This window comes from Chitinophaga sp. SVR4-12A, from assembly GCF_056754765.1.
On record NZ_JBPGWP010000001.1, the window covers coordinates 954,311 to 973,665 of the forward strand.

The 19,355-nt window shown below is 47.0% G+C and carries 21 protein-coding genes and 1 pseudogene; 6 read left to right on the forward strand and 16 right to left on the reverse strand.

All coding sequences use genetic code 11. The annotated features are described in order from the left end of the window. Positions 1 to 5: 5 nt before the first annotated feature. From traJ to ACR9Y8_RS03715, 13 genes are all read right to left on the reverse strand, one after another. Positions 6 to 1,235, reverse strand: a complete 1,230-nt coding sequence (gene traJ, locus ACR9Y8_RS03655; protein WP_481211876.1) for a conjugative transposon protein TraJ — start codon at positions 1,233 to 1,235, stop codon at positions 6 to 8. Between the two features lie 11 nt (positions 1,236 to 1,246). Beyond that, entirely contained in the window at positions 1,247 to 1,888 is a 642-nt protein-coding gene (locus ACR9Y8_RS03660; RefSeq protein ID WP_481211877.1) for a TerB family tellurite resistance protein, read from the reverse strand. A 10-nt stretch (positions 1,889 to 1,898) separates the two neighbouring features. Further along, the gene (locus ACR9Y8_RS03665; protein ID WP_481211878.1) at positions 1,899 to 2,549 is read right to left on the reverse strand and encodes a hypothetical protein; all 651 of its coding nucleotides are present in this window, start codon (positions 2,547 to 2,549) and stop codon (positions 1,899 to 1,901) included. Between the two features lie 10 nt (positions 2,550 to 2,559). Beyond that, positions 2,560 to 3,237, reverse strand: coding sequence for a conjugal transfer protein TraI (locus ACR9Y8_RS03670; protein WP_481211879.1), 678 nt, complete (start codon positions 3,235 to 3,237; stop codon positions 2,560 to 2,562). A 22-nt stretch (positions 3,238 to 3,259) separates the two neighbouring features. Then, a complete protein-coding gene (locus tag ACR9Y8_RS03675) occupies positions 3,260 to 5,782 on the reverse strand; it encodes a TraG family conjugative transposon ATPase (RefSeq protein WP_481211880.1) in 2,523 nt (840 codons plus the stop codon). Beyond that, positions 5,779 to 6,162, reverse strand: coding sequence for a DUF4133 domain-containing protein (locus ACR9Y8_RS03680; protein WP_481211881.1), 384 nt, complete (start codon positions 6,160 to 6,162; stop codon positions 5,779 to 5,781). The genes ACR9Y8_RS03675 and ACR9Y8_RS03680 overlap by 4 nt, the downstream gene beginning before the upstream one ends. Positions 6,163 to 6,223: 61 nt before the next feature. Continuing rightward, positions 6,224 to 6,559: a DUF4134 domain-containing protein gene (locus ACR9Y8_RS03685; RefSeq protein WP_481211882.1), complete on the reverse strand. Its 336-nt coding sequence runs from the start codon at positions 6,557 to 6,559 to the stop codon at positions 6,224 to 6,226. Between the two features lie 12 nt (positions 6,560 to 6,571). Next, on the reverse strand, positions 6,572 to 7,153 hold the full coding sequence (locus tag ACR9Y8_RS03690; RefSeq protein ID WP_481211883.1) for a hypothetical protein: 582 nt from the start codon (positions 7,151 to 7,153) through the stop codon (positions 6,572 to 6,574). A gap of 186 nt (positions 7,154 to 7,339) precedes the next feature. Continuing rightward, entirely contained in the window at positions 7,340 to 7,948 is a 609-nt protein-coding gene (locus ACR9Y8_RS03695; protein ID WP_481211884.1) for an RteC domain-containing protein, read from the reverse strand. Continuing rightward, positions 7,936 to 8,142: a hypothetical protein gene (locus ACR9Y8_RS03700; RefSeq protein WP_481211885.1), complete on the reverse strand. Its 207-nt coding sequence runs from the start codon at positions 8,140 to 8,142 to the stop codon at positions 7,936 to 7,938. The genes ACR9Y8_RS03695 and ACR9Y8_RS03700 overlap by 13 nt, the downstream gene beginning before the upstream one ends. A 334-nt stretch (positions 8,143 to 8,476) precedes the next feature. After that, positions 8,477 to 9,298, reverse strand: a complete 822-nt coding sequence (locus ACR9Y8_RS03705; protein ID WP_481211886.1) for a polysaccharide deacetylase family protein — start codon at positions 9,296 to 9,298, stop codon at positions 8,477 to 8,479. A gap of 9 nt (positions 9,299 to 9,307) precedes the next feature. Next, positions 9,308 to 9,526, reverse strand: coding sequence for a YgaP family membrane protein (locus ACR9Y8_RS03710; protein WP_481211887.1), 219 nt, complete (start codon positions 9,524 to 9,526; stop codon positions 9,308 to 9,310). A 37-nt stretch (positions 9,527 to 9,563) separates the two neighbouring features. Next, positions 9,564 to 9,836, reverse strand: coding sequence for a zinc ribbon domain-containing protein (locus ACR9Y8_RS03715; protein WP_481211888.1), 273 nt, complete (start codon positions 9,834 to 9,836; stop codon positions 9,564 to 9,566). A gap of 477 nt (positions 9,837 to 10,313) precedes the next feature. On the opposite strand from ACR9Y8_RS03715, the gene ACR9Y8_RS03720 reads away from it, so the two are divergent. Beyond that, positions 10,314 to 10,487 carry a hypothetical protein gene (locus ACR9Y8_RS03720; RefSeq protein ID WP_481211889.1) on the forward strand — a complete coding sequence of 58 codons (174 nt, stop codon included), beginning with the start codon at positions 10,314 to 10,316 and terminating at the stop codon, positions 10,485 to 10,487. Next, a complete protein-coding gene (gene mgtA / locus ACR9Y8_RS03725) occupies positions 10,480 to 13,014 on the forward strand; it encodes a magnesium-translocating P-type ATPase (RefSeq protein ID WP_481211890.1) in 2,535 nt (844 codons plus the stop codon). The genes ACR9Y8_RS03720 and mgtA overlap by 8 nt, the downstream gene beginning before the upstream one ends. Here the strand turns inward: mgtA and ACR9Y8_RS03730 are convergent. Then, the gene (locus ACR9Y8_RS03730; protein ID WP_481211891.1) at positions 12,979 to 14,031 is read right to left on the reverse strand and encodes a hypothetical protein; all 1,053 of its coding nucleotides are present in this window, start codon (positions 14,029 to 14,031) and stop codon (positions 12,979 to 12,981) included. The genes mgtA and ACR9Y8_RS03730 overlap by 36 nt on opposite strands. 231 nt (positions 14,032 to 14,262) lie before the next feature. On the opposite strand from ACR9Y8_RS03730, the gene ACR9Y8_RS03735 reads away from it, so the two are divergent. From ACR9Y8_RS03735 to ACR9Y8_RS03745, 3 genes and pseudogenes are all read left to right on the forward strand, one after another. Beyond that, complete coding sequence (locus tag ACR9Y8_RS03735; RefSeq protein ID WP_481211892.1) at positions 14,263 to 15,132, forward strand: ATP cone domain-containing protein; 870 nt, start codon at positions 14,263 to 14,265, stop codon at positions 15,130 to 15,132. A gap of 58 nt (positions 15,133 to 15,190) precedes the next feature. After that, entirely contained in the window at positions 15,191 to 16,249 is a 1,059-nt protein-coding gene (locus ACR9Y8_RS03740) for an SRPBCC family protein (protein ID WP_481211893.1), read from the forward strand. A gap of 117 nt (positions 16,250 to 16,366) precedes the next feature. Continuing rightward, positions 16,367 to 16,642: pseudogene (locus ACR9Y8_RS03745) on the forward strand (hypothetical protein); the annotation flags it as partial. A 165-nt stretch (positions 16,643 to 16,807) separates the two neighbouring features. Here the strand turns inward: ACR9Y8_RS03745 and ACR9Y8_RS03750 are convergent. Together ACR9Y8_RS03750 and ACR9Y8_RS03755 are read right to left on the reverse strand one after the other, a co-directional pair. Further along, positions 16,808 to 17,626 (reverse strand): adenine nucleotide alpha hydrolase family protein, encoded by an 819-nt coding sequence (locus tag ACR9Y8_RS03750; RefSeq protein WP_481211894.1) that lies wholly within the window; start codon positions 17,624 to 17,626, stop codon positions 16,808 to 16,810. A 28-nt stretch (positions 17,627 to 17,654) separates the two neighbouring features. Then, entirely contained in the window at positions 17,655 to 18,362 is a 708-nt protein-coding gene (locus ACR9Y8_RS03755) for a hypothetical protein (RefSeq protein WP_481211895.1), read from the reverse strand. Between the two features lie 157 nt (positions 18,363 to 18,519). Here ACR9Y8_RS03755 and ACR9Y8_RS03760 point away from each other — a divergent pair, with 157 nt between their 5' ends. Beyond that, on the forward strand, positions 18,520 to 19,332 hold the full coding sequence (locus ACR9Y8_RS03760; protein WP_481211896.1) for a hypothetical protein: 813 nt from the start codon (positions 18,520 to 18,522) through the stop codon (positions 19,330 to 19,332). Positions 19,333 to 19,355: the final 23 nt, after the last annotated feature.

Genomic DNA, 19,355 nt, shown 5'->3' on the forward strand with positions numbered 1-19,355 from the left:
AGGGGTTAGGCTTTCTTTGCATTTTTATCGTCCTTGGTATCTCCGGAAAGCTTATCGGCCATAAAGGCCCCGGTCTTACCAATTGTCTTACCCAGGTCTCCCATAAAGCCACCACTACCGGGCATGTAATTACCACTCATGCCATCTTTAATATGGGAATAAGCATCCACGATGTTTCCGGCGCCGGCAGACATGCGGCTGGCCGTTGAGCTGACAATGGTAGTAACGCGTTGGAGCATAGCGTTGGCCCCATGGGCATGGACAATGTAGTTGGCCACCGAAGGGACCGTAAAATACCCGACAATGCCAATGATCATAAATACCAGGTAAGCGGTATCAGCGTTGCTAAAGGAGGTCTGCCCATCTTGCGCGACTTGGACAAGATCGATCTTGATCATATTCTCCTGGATCTTACCGATAATGGCGCCAAAGATGTTGGCTACCGGCAGCCACATGAAAATATTGATGTAGCGGCCCAGCCACTGGACAAGGCTTTGCTGAAAACCATCAAAGACAGCCAGGCCAAGCACCAGGGGGCCAAGCATGACCAGTACTACTCGCTGAAAGGTGCATAGCGCGTCAATGGCAAGAGATGCCGCCTGGAAAACAACCTGCAGTACTTCACTCATCCACTGTTTTACCGAGTTCTTGAAGTTGTAATACATCTTAGACATGGCAAACACCACACTATTACCCAGTCCATCCATAAAGCCTTCATCTGTTGGCTCCTGGCCGGGATGGCTATAGCGGTACCACGCGTCACGATCCCCATCTCCAGTTTCGCCAACATACATTTGCCATTCTTTGGTTCCTTTAATAGCTTCCTGTTTTTTCTTTAACAGCTCCTCTATGGCTGCATCGGAGTCCTCCACAATTGCAGCGGTAATGGATACCGTGGGCCTGAGCACCAGGTTCATCATATTAACCAGCGGTAAATAAAGGGTGATAGCAAGGCCGATGGCAAAAGGTCTGAATAAAGGAAAGAAATCGATCGGTTCAGCATTGGCTATTTGCTTCCATACCCGATAGCCGATATACCACATCGCCCCAAAGCCTGCCAGGGCGCGGCCTACATCAATCATCTTGCTGCAAAGCGGGATCATCTCGTTAAACAGCTGTTCCAGCACGCCATGTAGCCCCTTCATTTCATCTGCCATTCCCTGGGCATGAAGAAAACAAGGCAAAAGGAGGGCTATAACAGCCAGGGTAGCCGTTTTAAAAAAGTATTGTTTCATATATGAAGAGTTTACTGTGGCTTCAGGTTATAGAGCTGGCGAAACATTTGTACTTCCTTATGCTGTTTGCTGCGTTGGAAAACCAGCACGGAAGCCTTGTTATTAAAACTGCGCAGGAAACTGAGCTTGTCCTGCATCTGGTCATAGACCCGGTCAATACCCTGGAGCCGCTCATCATCGGTCATCTTGAAGTTGCCGCTGGTAAGGATCATCGTCAGCTCATCAAGGTGTTGCAAGCTTTGCTCCACCAGGTTACTATATACCTTCATCAGGTACTCGAGTTCCTCAGCTCGCATCATACCAGAGGCGGAGAAACGACTATAGGCTGCTTTGTATTCTTTGAGGATATAACGCTGCGCTTCTATTATGTCTGCGACACGACGGTAATTTTTGATCTTTGGATTTACGGCCATTAGCCCATCCATAAAAGCTTCATGGATCTTATAGTTACCGAAGGTGATATTGCGAACCTTATTGTAGCCACCGGAAATAATAGTATAAGCGCTATACATGTTTTGCAGGATCTGTCGCAGCTGATTCAGTTTCTCGATATTGAGTGCCAGCTGAATGGCTTCCTGCACCTGTGCCTGGCTGGCAAGGGTTGTGCCCGAAAGCAGTAGCGTAAGCAGCCCTATTTTCAAAAGTGTTTTCATGATAAAGAAATTATTGGCCTTCTAAAGATTGTTGCATATGGATCTGAAGCAGCTCGTGGTTACGCTGGAAACCCAGGCCCCTTACCTTGTCGTTGAAGTGCTGGATAAAGCTGTGCTTACCGCTCATATCTTCGTAAAGCTTGTCCAGACGTTTTATACGCTCATCATCTGTAAGCCGCAGGTTACCGCTGGCGGTCAGCAGTATCAGCTCATCGAGTGATTTAGCCGTTTCATCCAAAAGTTTACTGTAGACGCTGGAGAAATACTTCAGCTCCCGCTCTCCAAAAAGCTTACTGGACTTTATCTTTGAAAAGGTCTTATGGTACTGGTCCAGGATGGAAAGCTGCAGGCTGATAATTTCTACAACCTTGCTGTAGTTTTTAACTTTAGGGTTGACGTTCTTTAAGCTGGAGAAATAATCTTTGTGCAGGGAGAACTCTCCATCTTTGATATCACGCACCAGACTTACGCCCTTGTCTACGATATCATACCCTTTTTTTAAATAACCCAGGTAAGTTTGGAACAGACCGATCTGGATGACCAAGTTGCGGGTCATTTGCTGGTTCTGGTTAAAGATGCCGCCCTGGGCTTTAGTATTACCCAGCAATAATAGCAGGCAAAAGAGCATCGTAGCAGCTTTATAGTAGGAAAAGTGTTTCATCAGAAAGTAATTAATGAAGTCCGTAAAGTTGTTTGATGTAGGCCGCCTCCCCTGCGTCCTTGGCGCGTTGCAGGGAGATCATGGCGTTCTGGTTATTGAACTTGTGCAGATCAGAGCAGTTACCTTCAATGCGGTGGGCAGCGTCGTTAATGAATTCCAGGCGACTGCCATCACTCATCTGCGTGGCAAAGGAGTTGACAACAAGCAGCACCTGGTCAATATTTTTTAAGGATTCAGAAAGGATGCCGGAGTACACCTGGTACATATAGTCTAATTCGCGCTGGGAAAAATGCTTATCCTGCTTGAAAAGGCCATAGGCGCGTTTGTATTCCTCCACTAGTTGCACCTGCCGCTCCATGATCTGCTTTACCCGTTTGTAGGTGGCTATAGCGTTCTTTACCTTCCAAAGCTCTTCATAGTACTTCTGGTAGAGACTGCGTTGCTTTTCTGCCCAATTGGATATTTCTTTAAGCTTGAGTTTGGACATAGCGTTCTCCAGCGTCTTTTGTGCATTCTGTAAGCCAATGGTCTTGTTTTGCAGGCGCTGTATCTGCAGGTCCATCGCCTTGATGGCCTTCTTTACCGCTTCTGTCACCACCTTCCAGATAATAGCATGGCTTTGCTGTGTAGGCGCCACCGTAAAAATGGTAGTCAGTGCCAGCAGGTATATGATAAAATACTTTTTCATCACGATATATTTATAATGTTGGTTAACTAGCATTCTGTTCCGCCACCAGCGCTTCAATGCCTTTTTCCATACTGCCATAGCGTTCGGCATATTCGAGCACTTTAACCCTTTCTTTTCCCTCAGTGGTGAATGCGTAATATTCATGAGGGCACAGCTCGTTTCTGACAACGATATCTTTTTGGCCGCCGATGTTGATGTAGATTTCCCGTTCATCCTTGTTGACAGAAAGAACGGCGGTTTTAGCCTTCTCAGACATGCCCAGTACATCCTGTAGCTTATCGAACTTGTTGATGAACTTTCTCATGTCCATTAAGATCTTTACATCGGCGTTATTAATGATGGCATCTTTAATTACAGGGGAGCTTACCAGGTCATCCAGCTCTTGTGTGATCACTATAGGTATACCATTAAATTTCCTGATGGTCTTAAAGGCATATTTTAAAAACTCGGCCATACCGCTTTTAGCAATAGCTTTCCAGGCCTCATCAATAACCAGTACTTTACGGGTGCCTTTTAGCTTTCGCATCTTGGAAATGAACAATTCTGTGAGTAGTAGGCAGACTACTGGAAAGAGGACCGGGTTGTCTTTACAGTTGTCCAACTCAAAGACAATAAAAGGTTGGCCCAGTACCTGCAGGTTCTCTGTAGCATTGAGCAGGTAATCGAATTCACCGCCACGGTAGTAGGGCCTCAGCACATAAAGAAAGTTGTTGACATCAAAATCCTTGTCTTTTACATGGTGCTCTTTGAGCGTTTCCCGGTAGCCGTTTTGCAGGTACTCATAAAAGGTATTAAAGCTGGGAAAGATACTCGGGTCCTTTTCCAGTAACTGATAATACCCTTGTAGTGCATTGGAGAGCGCTACATACTCAGATCGGTTGAAGTTTTCGTGCTCCTGTTTCCATAAGGCCACCAACATGGATTTCAGGCTTTCCTTTTTTTCAATATCTAGGACTTCACCTTTGGATAAAAAGAAGGGATTGAACTTTATGGGATTAGTTTCTTCATAGGTGAAGTAGTAGCCACCCACCAGTTCGCAAAGGCTTTTATAACTGCCACCGATATCGACAATGACACAGTGAGCGCCCTGGTCGTACAACGACCGAAGCATGTGATTCACCGTCATGGACTTTCCGCCGCCACTACTTCCGCAGACCAGCGTACCCATATTTGAGCTGATTCCTTCCACCAGGCGTGGGGAATCGTATAGGTCGAGAAATAGTGGCCTTTTGGTAAGCCGGTCGCAAAACCGGATGCCTTTATCTGGTGTGGCGCTGCGTGTCATACCTTCGATGTTAAAAAAGCAGCTGGCTTGTTCTGCAAACGTGTCAAAGGTGTCGTTGGCAGGGAAGTCGGCCTCATTGCCAGGCACCCCTGCCCACCAGATGGGCGCTGCTGCTTTGGTTTCTTCTTTGGGTAAGGCGTCCATTTGAGCAAGCGCTGACGAGGTAATGTTGCGCAGGTCCTTTAGTTCTTCCCGATTATCTGTCCATACTAGTACGTTATAGCTGGCCTTTACCGGAAGGCGCTGCTGGCTGATAGCTTCATTAAGGAAAGCACTGGTGGCGTCACGGCTGATCGCGTTTTCCCTGCTGTAGGCCGATAAGGATTGTAGGCGCAGCCGTTTGCTTTCCAGCTTCTTTATTGTCTGCTGGGCGTCGTCAATAAAAACAAACTGGTTGTATACATGATTGCAGGGAAGCAACTGGCCAATGAAGCTGGCAAAGCCTACCGAAAACTTTGTTTTATCCGTACTGTATTTATCATAGGTAATGCGTGATCCACAGAGCGCGGGAAGGTTCTCGGCATCGGCCAGGCTAAAGAGCTGCATGTACTGCTCACCTATTTTCCACTCCGGCTTAAATTCAATATCCTTAATTATAGGTTGCTCCTTGGGGAATAGCAGGTAGAGGTACTGTTCGATAATACCGGGCTGCTTTTCCGTGCCGATGATCTCATCCTCTTTTAAGCGCCGCATCTTCATATATTGGCTATCGGATAAGATGCACTGGAACTGGCCGACACTATCCAAAAAAGACTGGAAAAGATTTTCGTTAATGGTTTCTTCTGGTACAATGCTGGACCGCATCAGGTTATTGAAAACAGAGGATGAGAGCTTCCTTCCTTCTGGCTTTTTCGTCAGCATCAGGTAACAACGATGATTTAGGAAAGGCCTGCCTTTGAAGTAAGCATCGGCCTTTTCAGAAAGAAAAGTTTTCTTTAAACTGCTGGCCTCCGGCTGGTAGGTATCCTTGGTAAACCAGTCCTGCTTATGCAAAACGCAGTGTTTGGGAAGTACCCGTATTGCCTTTACCCAGTTCTGGTGAATGGTCTCGTACTCATCACTGGATAAAGAAAAGATCTCTGGGAGGATGAGCTCGAAGGCTACGGTAATATCACCGTTTTTAGAAAGGATGCAGTCCTGCTCCACCTTGTAAACCGGAAGCATTTGGTGCAGGGATTTGCCGTCCTCCCTTTGATCTCTCAAGGTGAGCATGAGTGCTGAAAGTATAAGAAAGGCTATAATGATAATGAGCGCGGTCATGGCTTAGGGTTTACATTACGATTGGAAAATGGGCGGTGGCCGCGGGTACGCAGGCAAGTTGGTAGCTTGCGCCATGCAGCTTCTTTCATCAGTCCATGGGCGCCGTATTTATTACTGTAGCGATAGGTCCAGGTAAAGAGCACTGATCCGCAAATGATAATGATGGGAAGCGCAATAAAAGTGGAAACCCCTGCAATGAACATCACTGCAAAAAGGATAAGCAGGATCAGCAGGCCAACGGCCAGGTAGGCTATGTACTGCGCCTTCAGGCCTTTGAACTCTATGGATTTATTGATCCCTTTGTTAACCTCATATACACTGTTCATGGGATGATCGTATGTATGCGTGAAGGATGGTTTATACGTGTTGGATACAGTCATATGTTGGATGAAAGTGCCGACCTCGTGGCTAAAGCCGGCACCTGGTGTGGGCTACAGGGGCTTATACGCCGAAGAAGGATTTGAGCACCGTTGCCACGACAACAAGGAAAATGCAACTACCAAACCAGGCGGCTGCAACTTTGGAGGTATCGCCATCGCCGCTGTTCCACTTGTTGTACACCTTTACAGCACCAACGAGGCCGACAACTGCGCCTATGGCATACATAAGGGAAGTGCCGACACCGAAGTATCCTTTCACCTTGCTGGTAGCCTCAGTAATACCCGCTTCACCATTACCTTGCTGGGCGTGAAGCGCAATAGAGGTAAGCAATAGCAGCACAAGAGGTCCGTACCGGCGGATGGCAACCGTAAGCGTTTTCTGGTTGATGCATTTCATAATAGCAAAAGTTTATGGGTGAAGGTTATTCCAGATAGCGTCCAGGTCAGTATCATCGAGTTCTACATCGCAGAGCTCAGAGCTTTGCAATTGCAGGAACTCACCTAGATTTTCTGTAAAGGCAGTGATGTCGATCACGGAAGAGAAAGTGCGCAGCTCTTTAATAATTTTATCCATCAGCTCTCCGCGGCTGGTATGAATCCCCGTGCGTTCCATCATGGCTTTGAGGCGGTCGGCGATGTCTTCCATTTCTTCATAAAAGGCCGCTTCATCGGCTTGGCTGCTTTGCTGCCCGTGGCTTGGGTCTGATGGCGTTGCGGGGTCGAGGGGCTGAGCTTCCGCTTCTCTGGAAGGAAGGGCGTCAAAGCGGCGGAGGCTGTCACTGCTTTGCAACGGGTCTCTGCTGGTGGTAAGTACTGATGCTGTTAACGCAGATGCGGCCAGTGGTTTGGGCCCTGCCAAAGGTATTGATCGGCCTTTAAGAATACTTTGGATCTCGTTACCAAAGTAGACAACGGCGATAAACAGGTAATAGAAAACAAGGGCGATGGCAATATAGGTCCAGAATTGCCCCCAGCTAATAAAGGATAACATAGTGCGTGTTTTTGCGGTTAAAAATGTACGGCACGAGCCGTGATTTCTACCGCAAAACTGGCCACAGCAGAGGCCTGGAAACCATCAGTTGACCATCTAGACAGTTTTTGGTAAAGGGTGGGGCCCCAAGCAAAATAAAAGGCCATTGCGACCAGCAATGACCTGGCAAGGCATACCCCACTCAGCTTATTTTTTCTTACGCCGGTCTTCGGTTTCCTGCATACCATCGATAAAGCGTTTACGGAGTTGATCAATATATTGGCTCATATTGCTGCGGTAGTACATCTCCTGGTTTGCCCGCCAGATGTTATCCAGCTTCACGCCATAGATGGCGCTGAATGCAGCGGCCAGTTGCTTGATCTCTGCTTTGCCTTTATTAAAGCTGCCATCATAGAAATGCGCATAGACCATTTCTTTTAAGGCCATGGGTGACTGAGTCCATTGGAGCCCGAAATCCTGGAAGGTTGTCTGTTTAGCCCTACCGCTTAACAGATTTAGCCGGTCGATCAAATACTGCTGTAGCATGCCGTGCGCATGGATACGCGACAGCGTAAAGGAAGCGGTGGTACAAAACCGTCGGCCGAGGGCAAAGGAAAATGCTTCACGTATGTTAAAGGGATCATCACGTTCCCTGAGAAAATAATTTTCGTCTAAAAAAGTTGCCCCCTTGCGTACGTACTCATAGAAATCTTTATGTGTGACGAAAAAGCGTGAGATCCTGGCAAGCCAGTTTTGGTAGTATTGCTTTTGGGTAACAGTGGTGCCTTCCGGCTTTTGTCGCTCTATTTTCTCCAACAATATAGCATAGACCAGCTCTGCCTGGAAAGCAGGTAGCTGGAGCTGTAAAAGAACTGAAAGATCTTCGGATGCACATTAATGTCTGTTTGTGTCAGCGTAGCGGTTTTACCTACAATATTATAGCTGTATTCACGCACATAGCGTATCTGAAGCCCTGCCGGCTCATATGCGATTATTTTTTTAACTTGCATAAGGGGAAGCGGCAAGGGTGTTTTTCTACACGTGCATAGCAAAAAGATGCTGAGAAACAATTGCATGCCATAACGCAATTTTTTTCATAAGCAAATGTTTTAAGCTTAAAGAATGAATGCATGGTCAAAAAACAGTTTGCTACACCAGATGATACAATTTGCCTAATCGCTGGTAAAACACTTTCTCGTACAGTATAAATTATCCTATGCAGCCTTTGTTGATCTGCTCTTCTATTGAAAGAGGAGTATAGGGTAAATTGGATAAAATTTCATCCTGTATTTCAACAGCATTATCTAACGTCTTCATATAATATCTTTTTAAGTGATGAAGAATTCAATTACATGCTGTTGCTAAGGTAAAAGAGACTGTATGCAGCACGAATGACCAGTTTCCACTACGGAAATGATTATAGTCAATAAACATCCTGATTATTTCCTCCTGCAAGCGGGCGCCAGACCATCTGCCATCGACCATCATCCGCTGTATAGTATACTCCGGGTATTTCCGGCTTAATCTTCCTGCAAGCTGAAATGCTGCCTTAAAACCGCACATCCGGAGCATGTCGATGGTATTTTCATTCCACTCTCCAAAGGGATAAGCAAAAAACGATACAGGCTTTCCTGTTATCTTTTCAAGCAGCAGCTTTGGCTGAACAAACTGTACTGTGTAATTCCAGGGGCTGGACCGGTTCAGATAAGGGTGATCCCATGTATGAGCACCAATTACATGGCCCCTGTCTGAAAGCGCCTTTATAGCTTCTGCCGTCATGTAGCCGGGCTTGCCAATGGGCACCGTCATTATAAAGAATACTCCTCTGAAACCATATTGCTCCATTAAGGGTGCCGCAATGGCAATGTGCTCTGCCCTGGTATCGTCGAAAGTAATGAGGATGGGTTTTAGTGGAAGTGGCCCGTCTTTGGTCAGATAGCTATAAAGCTGGTCTGGCGATACGGTGTGATAGCCGCTATCATAGAGGAATTTAAGCTGCTTATTCAGCTGATCCCGGTTGATTGCCAGTGCAGAAGCCTTTTTATCCTGATCCGTGTAAATTGCATGATAGCATAATACCGGAATGCGCGGCGTTACAGGAGGCCTGTAATCCGGTGTACCCGATAAAAAGAGAATGATCGATAAAATTGTCAGCAAATACCTCATACTATCCAACTAAGGCTTTACCTTCCTGTCCAAAGAACAGGTTGAAATTCCAAATAAGCTATAGAGTGGGCAGGTACCCGCCAAAGCGCTAAGAAAAAATATAATGCCAAGTACCAAAAATATTACTCCTACCGCGCCGGTCATAATGCCGCCAAAGTATAGGCCAGCGAATAATAATGCTGCTATGAGGCGGACGCTTCGGTCTATGTCTCCGATATTACGTTTCATATGTCATTAATTTACAGGTTAAAAAAAATAAAAGCTATCATTGTGCCGAATGCATTTGACTCCTCCAACGTTTCAGATAAGGGAGCGCGCCTACCGCCCGCTGAATGATATCATTGGATATGCTGCGCTTCTGCATTTCCCGTTTTACCAGGATCTTCATTTCATCCAATGTCATCGACGGGGAGGTAAATTCGCCGTTCTGGTAACAATATTTGCAATACTCATTGCTCAGAGTCCCGTCTTTCTCTGTCCCTGCCATCTCCGTGTCCAGTGGCATGCTGCAACTCTGACAAAATTGATTGTGTTTCATTGTTTGCATTTTTGGTTGCGAATACGATAAATTGATAAACGAAGTTCGCTGCTTGTTCAATATCGAATGATGACAAATGTCAGTCACCGGAATGATCATTAGCAGCCCTGATCTTTTCAACCTGACGGCTGAGATCTTGAAATGATAACGTTTACTCCCGGTGTTCAATATGAAAGAGTACTCCCGGAGAAGCATACCCAGTGGATGCTTTGTATGAAATGCCTTCCAGATGTACTTTCCCATTCACAGCGAAATGTTGGGTATGTAATATAGCTCGGGTACGGCATGCCGTCTGTAAACAGCTGTTGCCCCTCACCTCCTCCAGGCAAAAGCGGCAGGAGGAAGCCGCACGCCACACTGTTGCAATTCAGGTCTTTTACCTGCCCGAAGCATGATAAGGGGTAGTTTGCGGAATGACGGATGTCATTTGCTCCGGGGAACATTCCCTGGAAATTTGGCATAATAAACACCAGTATTATGCAAAAAGTACAAGGCAGACCTGCACCTAAAAAAAAAAGTCTGATGTGGATATACTGGCTTGCGCTGATAGGCCTTATCATACCGTACCTGCTTTCCCGCACCGCACCGCTGCCTGATATTCAACATGCGAAGCATATTACCCTACCCGAAAACAACACTATGTATGTATAGAGGAGAGGAGCATAGCATGCAATTGCTTTCCGCTATGGGAAAGGACGAGGTAGCAGCTATTATGCGGAGCAGCCCTGACAAAGGGCTGACAGCAAAGGAAGCAGCACAGCGCCTGCAGCATTATGGCCCAAATGAGCTGCAGTTTAAAAAAAAGAGGAGTGAATTACTGCAGCTCGCTGAACATATAAAGAACCCGCTTGTCATTATTCTGATAGTGGCCGCCGTGATGGCATTCTTCATGGGGGAAACGGTCAACGCAGTTATTATCTGTGTGATCATATTTTTGAGCACTGCCATAGACTACTGGCAGGAGAAAAGCGCCAGAACCGCAGCAGAAGCGCTAAGAAAGACCGTGGGCAACAAAGCTACGGCCATCAGGGATGGCATAACCACCGAGCTGTCTCCCCGCGAGCTCTGCCCCGGTGATATTATAGTATTAACTGCAGGTAGGATTGTACCAGCCGACGCACGGGTAATTGTATCCAGGGACTGTTATGTAAACCAGTCGTCGCTAACAGGCGAATCCTTTCCGGCAGTGAAGACAGCTGATCCTGTTGATATTGCTGCACAGCTTACTTTTCCAGCTAACATCTTGTTTATGGGCTCAAGCGTGCTAAGCGGTACAGCTGGAGCTATTGTCATTAATACCGGTACGCGCACAGCATTCGGAAAAATCGCTGAAAAGCTCCGTGAGAAAAGGGATATGTCCGATTTTGGCAAAGGTGTACAGCAGTTCGGACAGTTGGTCATGAAAATAACTATCATACTGGTATTGTTCATTTTTCTTGTGAACGCAATCAGCCAGCGCGACCTGCTCGATTCCTTCATGTTCTCGCTGGCAGTAGCTGTAGGTTTAACACCTGAACTGCTTCCGCTTATCATGAGCATTACCATGTCCAGGGGCGCAGTCCATATCGCCAAAAAAGGTGTGATCGTAAAGAATATAACGGCAATTCCGAATTTTGGCAGCATGGAAATACTATGCACTGACAAAACCGGAACTATCACAGAGGACAAGATAGAAATGATAAGATGTGTAGACGTCAATGGCAGGAAAAATGAAGAGGTATTCCTGCTTGCATATCTTAACAGCTATCTACAGACAGGGGTTAGAAACCAGTTGGACGAAGCTATTGTAAACTATAAGACGCTCGACATTTCCTCTTTTAACAAAACCGACGAGATACCGTTTGACTTCTATCGCAAACGGATGAGCGTTGTCGTCAAAAACGAAGACCAATATCTGCTAATCTGTAAGGGTGCTCCGGAAGAGATACTGAAAGTATGCCTGAAGCACAACAGTGTTGCGGTAAAAGCGCTGGACTTATACAAGTCTCTAAGTATGGACGGCTTTCGTGTGCTGGCAACCGCTACAAAATATATCAGCCTCAAGGAGCAATATACGAAGGAGGATGAGCAGCAGCTGGAATTGCAGGGCTTCACGGCATTCCTTGATCCACCCAAGGCTGATGCGCGGCAGGTTATCCAGGCCCTCACCGAAATGGGTGTGGAAATGAAGATTATTACCGGTGACAATCATCTCGTAACACAAACGATCTGCAAGGAGATCGGTCTGCCTGTGAAAGGGATCATGCAGGGCGGCGAGCTTGCACAGATCTCCGATGATGCCCTGCAAAGAAAAGTTGCGGCTATTACTATCTTTGCGCGATTCTCGCCTGATGAGAAGAACCGGGTGATACAAGCCATGAAGGCCTATCACCGCTCTGTTGGCTATATGGGGGACGGTATTAATGATGCCCCTTCACTCCGCTCCGCCGATATCGGTATTACCGTGAATACTGCCACCGATGTTGCCAGAGATGCTGCCGATATTATTCTTACCAGGAAAGAGTTACTGGTGCTGAAGGAAGGCATACTTGAGGGGCGAAAAACGTTTGGCAACACCATGAAGTACATCCTGATGGATCTTAGTTCCAATTTTGGGAATATGTTCTCTGTTGCAACAGCAACGCTGCTGTTACCTTTCCTGCCTATGCTGCCGGTACAGATACTAATCAATAATTTCTTGTATGACACCTCCCAGGTCGCCATTCCTGCGGACAACGTTGACGAAAGTTATCTGCTGAAGCCACATCGCTGGGATATACGTATGGTGCGCAATTTTATGCTGATATTCGGTTTGCTTAGCTCTCTGTTTGATCTGTTGGCTTTCTACCTGCTGTACCGCTTATCCGGAGTGAGCGAGGCACTCTTCCGCACGGGCTGGTTTATGGAATCGCTGGCAACGCAGATACTGGTGGTGTTCATCATCCGTACCAACAAGGTGCCTTTTATTCAGAGCCGGCCCAGCCCAAAGCTATTGTTCAGTGCTTTGTTATGCCTGGCAGCCGGCTGGCTCCTGCCCTATTTACCTTTTTCACATGTTGCGGGCTTTGTTCCTGTGCCACTACCTATTGCGGGGTACCTGGCAGGCTTGGTAGCTGTTTACCTGTGCTGCGCAGAACTACTGAAACGACTGATCCTTAAACGCTTACTGGTATTGAATATAAATGGGGACAGGGTATAGCTTTAACACTTCCTGGGGTTGCATTAAATGTTTACCCGTCACAACATCATTCCTATAAAACAATTTGAACCCTGTAAACTGGACGGGTTGGTTAGATATCCACCCTTTATAGGAATCCAGCTTTTTAGCCGGAGAACCAAAGCCATCCATATTCATCACGATCTGTACTTCCGGGTGCAGCTTTATGGCCCTATAATTTGTGACCATTGCCTGAGTGAAACGGTGAACTACCAATATTTTCGGGGGCAGATGATGTTGTTGGACAATAGATGTCAGCCAGGAAGACGCGAAATTGACGTCCGCGGCATCGAATGTGCCGATGGCAGTACAAGGCGCCTGCCCATACTTCATGGAATATTCCGGATCAATACCCAGGTGTACATCAGGCATAAGCAGGTACTTCTCCAGGGCAGGGATTTCCTCCTGCAGGGTGCTATGGCCTACCTGTATATCCAGGAACACAATTGCATTTATCTGCCTGGCGAGGGCCAGTACCTTTTCGATCTCTGATCCCGGCATGCGCAGGCGGTATTTTGCTCCGGAGCCAGGATTGCGCTGTGCGGTAACTGCTATGTAGTGCAACGCGGCCTGAACGGGGATGATACTGTCTGCCTGCTGCCATTTTGTTACCTCAACAGACAGCCGCTGTAACATTAGCTGAGGCGGCAATTCACCCAGAATTCCCATTCCTGTTGAATACAGGTTGCCATAATAGGCTACAATACGCTTAAAAGGCAGTATGGAACCGGGCAAAGGATAAGATGCCTTGACGGGCCAGCGGGGACCAGGCATATTGTGGACCAGGTGAAGCGTAAGTTGATCGTACAAGAGACTGTCCCTTTTCAATGAATCGGTGGCAGGCGCAGCGGCCGTATCAGGTATGACCTCATTCACCGTTCTGCCTATACTGCCGGGGCCCGATACCTCAGGTGATATAAAATCAAAGCAGGAAACCAAGCCTCCAAGCAGCACGTAATAGGGAAAATGCCGCAGAAAAGAATAAACCGGTAAGCTCATAAACCAGGACTATTATATCGTCCGTCAACAAATTAGCATAGCAGGCCGGGATGATAAATGATCTTCATACAGGTGCGCAGATGATTATTATCACCAGGCGGGATATGATTGTCAAGACAAATCATGATGCCGGTCATTCTTCACAGCAGCAAAAGGCGTTTATTTTGAAAAGAGAAAGATACAGTGCGCGGATGAGGACGTATTGTAATAGCTATAAAAATAACATATTATATGAAACTTACAGCGCCATATTTAAATGTTACAAAATCAGACGGGCTGACAGCGCCGTTTTCAGCAGAAAAGGTCCGGCAATCGCTCAGCCGAGCGGGTGCAACACCTGATGTAATTGCAACAATTATGGAGGAGCTTTACAAAAAGATATACCCCAATATGCCAACCCGCGTTATCTACAAAACAGCGTTTGGGCTGCTTAAAAAATTCTCACGGCCGGCCGCTGCCCGTTACCGGCTAAAACAAAGCATATTTGAGCTGGGGCCTTCCGGCTTTCCGTTTGAGCAATACATTGCAGCGCTGTTCCTCCATGCCGGATTTTCGGCCAGCACCAACCAAATCATGTCAGGACATTGCGTAAAGCACGAAGTAGATGTGCTGGCAGTAAAGAACAAAATATATCACATTATTGAATGCAAATATCACCAGCAACCCGGATCAAGATGCGACGTAAAAATACCGCTCTATGTTCAGTCGCGCTTTAAAGATATTGAATGGCAGTTGATAGAGAACCAGGGCAAGGAGGCGCCGGGCTGCCAAGGCTGGGTGGCTACGAATACCCGGTTTACAAGGGATGCTTTGCAATACGGGCTGTGCGCCGGGTTAAAACTGCTTGGCTGGGATTACCCGGCCGGTAAGGGGTTAAAAGACATTATAGACAACGCGGGCTTTTATCCGGTGACCTGCCTGACAAGCCTCAGCCGGGACGAAAAATACAGGCTACTGGAGCAAGGCGTCGTGCTATGCAAAACGCTGGCGGAACATCCGGCCCATCTTCAGGCAGCGGATATCCCGCTGCAGAAAAGAGCTTTGGTGGAAGCAGAAGCAGGTAAAATGTATAACAGGATCGCTAAATTGGAATGGACCTGATCATCTTAAACATACATGCATGAAGAGCTTAAAGAAAATAATGCCATTTCCAAGGCATATGGAGACGATAAGGACCTTTGTTAATGCCGACCCTGAAGCGACCTGGGAAACTGTCAGGCATTTTGATATGGCCACTGTTCCATGGATACGGGCCTTGTTCAGGCTCCGGACGATCACAGATATGCTTCATTCGCCGGAAGCCCGTACAACAAAACATGAAAGCATTGGAGTAGACCAGATTGCCAGCACCAATAAGGGATTCAGGATCTTAAGCGAAACACCGGGAAAGGAAGTGGTAGTTGGCGCAATCGGAAAGTTCTGGCAGCTAAACATACCATTTTTCGAAATCGAGCCCGAAGCGTTTGCCGCCTACCAGGAACCAGGCTGGGGAAAAGTAGCCTGGGCACTCACTGTTGACCCCTATTCACGGGGAAGTACGGTAAGTATAGAATTAAGGATAACAGCAACAGACAACAAAAGCTGGAAACAGTTATGGAGGTATTATCAGCTGATCGGCCGATTTTCTTACCAGATCCGCTGCAGCATGATGAGGCACCTGCAACATGAATTAGGCAAACCTGAGCTGCCTGATGAGCGTCAGATGATGTTGCCCGGAGATGACATCATTCCTGGCGCATTGTACTCAGATACAGATCATATCAATATTGAAGCGCCGGCAGAAATCGTTTGGCATTACCTGATGCAACTTGGCTGCGACAGGGCCGGGTGGTACAGCATTGACCTGCTGGACCATGGCGGCAGGCCCAGTACAGACCACCTGGTGTCCGGATGGGGCCAGAGAAAGCCAGGCGACAGGTTGGCTGCTACTCCGAAGCTGGATAGTTTTTTTGAAGTATACCGGGCAGCGCCAAATGATCATTTTGTTATCGGAGGCGAGGGAGAAAAGTTTGGCGGCCCTTTCAAAATGACATGGGCTTTTGTGCTGAAACCCATTACCCCATACGCTACCCGTCTCATAGTCAGAACCAGAATGAGCGCTTCACCCAAATGGGCTGAATGGTTCATGGGCAACATCCTTTATCCCCCGGTACATGGACTTATGGAAGCGGTGCAGCTGAAAACGATCAAACGCTACGCTGAAAGAACAGCTGGCTGACCACGATCAGTGCTGCATTTGACGCCTCTCATTTTATTCCAAACACTAATGCCGGTTCTTTGTTGAAAAACATCAACCATGCAAACAGCCATATACTAAGAGAAAAACCGGAATACGGAGCTACACCGGATATTTCACCGGATGGCAGATTGCTACCGTTACCTGGGCGGCAAACAACGCTTCCAGGCTATTGCTTACGAAACTGCTTCCAGGACGATGGCTAGCCTCCACCAGGACATCAGCGCCTATGCCGGCGATATCCATAAACTGGATGAGCTGAAGGGGATCGGTGAAAGTATTGCTGAAAAGATCATGGAGTATATGAAAACAGGTAAGATAAGCACTTACGAGCGATTGAGGATATATAGCAGAAAGCAAGTCCACCGCATCTAACACAATGTTGTACATGAGATCTTGAGAATAGTGCCAGAAAAGAAGGCCGAAGTTGCTTTTACTGAAAACGGGGCGCTACATCGAAATCAGCAGATAACATTAATTACGGACTATTAAAAAGGGGCCGGTTTCAAAACCGGCCCCTTTTGCTGTATCCTTACCGCACTAACGATGAGCGATAAAGACGGGTATTCTGTGATCACTAACCACCTCTGAAATAAAGCTGTGCCTGAATAGCTGGGAAATACCGGAGCGGCCAAAAGATCCGCATACCAGGACGGGGTCCGTAACGTCGCTCAGCCAGGTATCAAAATATTTTTTGGGGTCCGCTTCCAGTATATGCAACCTCAAATCGGTAAAATGCCGGGCGGATAGTTCTTTGACATAGTCCAAATCTGGCATTTGCGGCTTGTCACTGCCTGAAGCGTATACTAATATCGTGGTATTAGCACACAGCTCCGGGAACAGGCTGCAAAAGCTCTTAATAGCGAAAGCCGCATCATCGCTGCCATCATAGGCTAAGACATTACTTTGCGGAAACCTGAAGTTTTCAGGTGCGAGGATCACCGGGCACTCAGCCTCATGCAGGGCCATGAGCAGGTACTCATTTGGAGTTTCCGTGCCAATGTTGGCATAGAATTTTTCACTGCCCAGCAGAAGTAGATCAGCAAAACGTGTCTCCTTCTTCAGCTCGGGCAGGGCAAAATCTTCCCTGTCTTTATGGATCCTGTATTCTATATGATGATGTACACAAGCTTCTTCAAATTCTTTAGCCTGCTGATCTACCAATTCCGTATCATATTCCTCGATGAAGGGTACCACCGGCATAGTTCCTCCATATGCGTAGGTTAATGCATTATAATTTACATTCGGCAAAAAAACAGCGGTAAGCAGGATCGGCTGCAGTTCATTCAGCCTGCGGGCGAATTCAAATGCACCCTTAGAGAAATGCCCGTCATCAAAAGCGATAATTACTTTTTTCATACCCATATTTTTTAGTAAATGATTATTGTCAATTCATAGTTTTTATCTGACTATATCTGATATACTCCTGTTTCCATTGTTCCAGGACATAAATGGACTTTTCCTGCAGGCCTCTGAATTCATCTATCATACCCATGATGTCACGCAGTTCTTCCAGGTCGTTTTGCGAAAGTACCATCTGCCGGAAAGGCGGCGCCTTAAGTGTACTGTCAAGCAGGCAGTCATACATGGCATCGGTGGTTCCCAGGAACTCTTCTATCATTGTTCTCGCATGCCTAATGCTCTCCAGAATGCCGGTCTCACAAAACATATTTGCCTCCTTACTACAAAGCGCAGACAGTTGCCGTGCCATCTCTTCCTGCACCTGGCGCTGGTAAACTGTCAGCAGGCGGTGGTAGGCATTCATTGTGCCCAGCAATTGCCGTGAGACAGCCAGCACTTTACCCTCCCGACGAAAAGATGCTTCCAGGCTTGCGGCTTCAGCTTTCAACTTTAACAACAGCTGATCTGCTACCGGGATATCCTTTTGTATGAGCTTAAGCAGCAGTATGCGGGCGTGGAGGCTTTCAAAATCGCAGTCACCACCATATAGCCCCGGAAGAACAGGCTTGCTATTCTCCTTTGTATAGCACTTGAATATATTGCTGCCGGACTGTTCGAGGCCACTGAAGGGAAAAAAGGTGAAGCCTTCGCAAAACCTTTTCTGCAAATCGGAGTATGTGAATGCAGGTTCCATAACTTTTCAGTATTTAATACAAAAGTCGGCGAAATCAACAGGCAAATACAATGACAACTATCAAAACATATTTTGACAATGATCATTTACAGGAGTGCCCGCCGTCATTCTCAGGGCCCGGTCCGGGCTGTAGCTTTGTTTGTATAACGTATTAACCATGAATAAGATCCTGCTTGCCTTTGATGGCATAAACGCATCCGGAGGCGCATTTAAATTTGCGCAGCGCCTGAATGAGCTGCAACCTATCCTCCTTATCGGTTCCTTCCTGCCGCAAACTGATTTTTCGGCTTCCTGGAGCTACGCAACAGGAGAAGGACCCCAGCACATACCAACGGTAGAGCCATCTGTTTCAGAGAAGGTGGCAGAAAACATACAGCAATTTGAAACCGCCTGTAAAAAGGCAGACATAGATTACAGGATCCACCGTCACTTTCATCAGCTGGCGGTCTATGAATTGCTGAAAGAGACCCGCTTTACGGACCTGATGATACTGGGAAGCGAAAAATTCTTTGGAGGTAACGGCACTTTTCTTGCAGATGTGCTGCATGACACAGAATGCCCGGTAATTGTTGTACCGGAGGCATTCAGCTTTCCGGAACAGCTTGTCCTCGCCTACGACGGTAGCAGAAGCTCCGTATTTGCCATCAGGCAGTTCACCTGCCTGTTCCCTCGGCTATGCAATCTTCCTACCACGCTGGTTTACGTAAGCGGTAGCCGCGACAGGGAAGAAGCATTACCGGAAGAAGACTATATAGAGGAATTGGTGGCAAGACATTTCAGCAACCTGGAGATCCGGCATCTGGAACTGCATTCAAGGGACGAATTTGCAGGCTGGCTGAGCGGTTTGCCTGCCCCCATGCTGATCAGCGGCTCTTTCGGGCGCTCATTTTTCTCACAGGAACTTAAAGAAAGTTTCGCCGGTAAGGTACTCAACTACCATCTTATCCCGGTTTTTATTGCGCATAAATAATTATCATTAAAAACCAAATGTCA

Bases quoted from the DNA above. Each gene is read 5' to 3' on its own strand.
- traJ (WP_481211876.1), bottom strand. From the start codon at position 1,235: ATGAAACAATACTTTTTTAAAACGGCTACCCTGGCTGTTATAGCCCTC.
- ACR9Y8_RS03660 (WP_481211877.1), bottom strand. From the start codon at position 1,888: ATGAAAACACTTTTGAAAATAGGGCTGCTTACGCTACTGCTTTCGGGC.
- ACR9Y8_RS03665 (WP_481211878.1), bottom strand. From the start codon at position 2,549: ATGAAACACTTTTCCTACTATAAAGCTGCTACGATGCTCTTTTGCCTG.
- ACR9Y8_RS03670 (WP_481211879.1), bottom strand. From the start codon at position 3,237: ATGAAAAAGTATTTTATCATATACCTGCTGGCACTGACTACCATTTTT.
- ACR9Y8_RS03675 (WP_481211880.1), bottom strand. From the start codon at position 5,782: ATGACCGCGCTCATTATCATTATAGCCTTTCTTATACTTTCAGCACTC.
- ACR9Y8_RS03680 (WP_481211881.1), bottom strand. From the start codon at position 6,162: ATGACTGTATCCAACACGTATAAACCATCCTTCACGCATACATACGAT.
- ACR9Y8_RS03685 (WP_481211882.1), bottom strand. From the start codon at position 6,559: ATGAAATGCATCAACCAGAAAACGCTTACGGTTGCCATCCGCCGGTAC.
- ACR9Y8_RS03690 (WP_481211883.1), bottom strand. From the start codon at position 7,153: ATGTTATCCTTTATTAGCTGGGGGCAATTCTGGACCTATATTGCCATC.
- ACR9Y8_RS03700 (WP_481211885.1), bottom strand. From the start codon at position 8,142: ATGCAAGTTAAAAAAATAATCGCATATGAGCCGGCAGGGCTTCAGATA.
- ACR9Y8_RS03705 (WP_481211886.1), bottom strand. From the start codon at position 9,298: ATGAGGTATTTGCTGACAATTTTATCGATCATTCTCTTTTTATCGGGT.
- ACR9Y8_RS03710 (WP_481211887.1), bottom strand. From the start codon at position 9,526: ATGAAACGTAATATCGGAGACATAGACCGAAGCGTCCGCCTCATAGCA.
- ACR9Y8_RS03715 (WP_481211888.1), bottom strand. From the start codon at position 9,836: ATGAAACACAATCAATTTTGTCAGAGTTGCAGCATGCCACTGGACACG.
- ACR9Y8_RS03720 (WP_481211889.1), top strand. From the start codon at position 10,314: ATGCAAAAAGTACAAGGCAGACCTGCACCTAAAAAAAAAAGTCTGATG.
- mgtA (WP_481211890.1), top strand. From the start codon at position 10,480: ATGTATAGAGGAGAGGAGCATAGCATGCAATTGCTTTCCGCTATGGGA.
- ACR9Y8_RS03730 (WP_481211891.1), bottom strand. From the start codon at position 14,031: ATGAGCTTACCGGTTTATTCTTTTCTGCGGCATTTTCCCTATTACGTG.
- ACR9Y8_RS03735 (WP_481211892.1), top strand. From the start codon at position 14,263: ATGAAACTTACAGCGCCATATTTAAATGTTACAAAATCAGACGGGCTG.
- ACR9Y8_RS03740 (WP_481211893.1), top strand. From the start codon at position 15,191: ATGGAGACGATAAGGACCTTTGTTAATGCCGACCCTGAAGCGACCTGG.
- ACR9Y8_RS03750 (WP_481211894.1), bottom strand. From the start codon at position 17,626: ATGAAAAAAGTAATTATCGCTTTTGATGACGGGCATTTCTCTAAGGGT.
- ACR9Y8_RS03755 (WP_481211895.1), bottom strand. From the start codon at position 18,362: ATGGAACCTGCATTCACATACTCCGATTTGCAGAAAAGGTTTTGCGAA.
- ACR9Y8_RS03760 (WP_481211896.1), top strand. From the start codon at position 18,520: ATGAATAAGATCCTGCTTGCCTTTGATGGCATAAACGCATCCGGAGGC.